This is a genomic window from Granulicatella sp. WM01, from assembly GCF_004570605.1.
GTDB lineage: Bacteria > Bacillota > Bacilli > Lactobacillales > Aerococcaceae > WM01.
Genome location: NZ_SPPB01000114.1, coordinates 1 through 1,334, shown reverse-complemented (window position 1 = coordinate 1,334; position 1,334 = coordinate 1). Strand labels below are relative to the sequence as shown.

12 tRNA genes and 1 rRNA gene are annotated in these 1,334 nt (G+C 49.4%); all 13 read right to left on the bottom strand.

The annotated features are described in order from the left end of the window. Positions 1–164: 164 nt before the first annotated feature. Positions 165–248, bottom strand: a tRNA-Leu gene (locus tag E4T68_RS08865). 7 nt (positions 249–255) lie between these two features. Beyond that, positions 256–326 (bottom strand) — tRNA-Cys (locus tag E4T68_RS08860). Positions 327–337: 11 nt separating this feature from the next. Further along, positions 338–409, bottom strand: a tRNA-Gln gene (locus E4T68_RS08855). Positions 410–417: 8 nt separating this feature from the next. Beyond that, a tRNA-His gene (locus E4T68_RS08850) sits at positions 418–490 on the bottom strand. Positions 491–505: 15 nt separating this feature from the next. Beyond that, a tRNA-Trp gene (locus tag E4T68_RS08845) sits at positions 506–576 on the bottom strand. A 23-nt stretch (positions 577–599) separates the two neighbouring features. Continuing rightward, positions 600–680: transfer RNA gene (locus tag E4T68_RS08840), tRNA-Tyr, on the bottom strand. Between the two features lie 14 nt (positions 681–694). Further along, a tRNA-Phe gene (locus E4T68_RS08835) sits at positions 695–767 on the bottom strand. Between the two features lie 3 nt (positions 768–770). After that, positions 771–843, bottom strand: a tRNA-Asp gene (locus tag E4T68_RS08830). Positions 844–857: 14 nt separating this feature from the next. Then, positions 858–930 (bottom strand) — tRNA-Val (locus E4T68_RS08825). A 5-nt stretch (positions 931–935) separates the two neighbouring features. Further along, a tRNA-Glu gene (locus tag E4T68_RS08820) sits at positions 936–1,007 on the bottom strand. Positions 1,008–1,018: 11 nt separating this feature from the next. Beyond that, positions 1,019–1,107, bottom strand: a tRNA-Ser gene (locus E4T68_RS08815). Between the two features lie 17 nt (positions 1,108–1,124). Further along, positions 1,125–1,198 (bottom strand) — tRNA-Asn (locus E4T68_RS08810). 9 nt (positions 1,199–1,207) lie between these two features. Then, positions 1,208–1,323: ribosomal RNA gene (rrf, locus tag E4T68_RS08805) — 5S ribosomal RNA — on the bottom strand. Between the last annotated feature and the right edge of the window lie 11 nt (positions 1,324–1,334).

Genomic DNA, 1,334 nt, shown 5'->3' with positions numbered 1-1,334 from the left:
TCCATGTGAAGCACCTCTTTACTATTTTATCTCAACTTATAGTTTACTGGTTTGCTTCACTTTTTTATATAAAAAATAATCGTGTTGGCGAACTTTTTTGTTCACCAACACGATTTATTGTACACCCACAAAAAGACAAGGTTTTAACCTTGTCTTTTCAACTATACCGGCGGCCGGGGTCGAACCGGCACGCCCGTGAGGGCACTGGATTTTGAGTCCAGCGCGTCTGCCAATTCCGCCACGCCGGCATGTGCAAGGCGGTAACCGGATTTGAACCGGTGATGAAGGTTTTGCAGACCTCTGCCTTACCACTTGGCTATACCGCCATATTCAAAAACTGGGGTAGCTGGATTCGAACCAACGAATGACGGAGTCAAAGTCCGTTGCCTTACCGCTTGGCTATACCCCAATAAAAAGGGCGATCGACGGGAATCGAACCCGCGAATGCCGGAGCCACAATCCGGAGCGTTAACCACTTCGCCACGACCGCCACGATAAGTAATAACAGGGGTAGTAGGAATCGAACCCACACCAAAGGTTTTGGAGACCTTCGTTCTACCTTTAAACTATACCCCTAGGTAGTTTAAATATTTATAAAGTGGGGAGAGGCAGATTCGAACTGCCGAACCCTAAGGAGCGGATTTACAGTCCGCCGCGTTTAGCCACTTCGCTATCTCCCCAAGTTAAAATTCAGTGGTTCAGGACAGAATCGAACTGCCGACACCTTGAGCTTCAATCAAGTGCTCTACCAACTGAGCTACTGAACCATACGGTCCCGACGGGATTTGAACCCGCGATCTCCTGCGTGACAGGCAGGCATGTTAACCCCTACACCACGGAACCAGAATATTAGAAAGTGGAGGTTAACGGGATCGAACCGCTGACCCCCTGCTTGTAAGGCAGGTGCTCTCCCAGCTGAGCTAAACCTCCAAAAATGACCCGTACGGGATTCGAACCCGTGTTACCGCCGTGAAAGGGCGGTGTCTTAACCGCTTGACCAACGGGCCAACATAAAAAACGGAGAGTAAGGGATTCGAACCCTTGAGACAGTGTTACCCGCCTACACGATTTCCAATCGTGCTCCTTCGGCCTCTCGGACAACTCTCCAGAATTCAAATATCCTACTCCGCCAGTAGGACTCGAACCTACGACATCATGATTAACAGTCATGCGCTACTACCAACTGAGCTATGGCGGAAAAATAAAAGCGTGGCAACGTCCTACTCTTGCAGGGGGAATCCCCCAACTACCCTCGGCGCTAAAAAGCTTAACTTCTGTGTTCGGCATGGGTACAGGTGTCTCCTTCTTGCCATCGTTACCACACTTTATTGAAA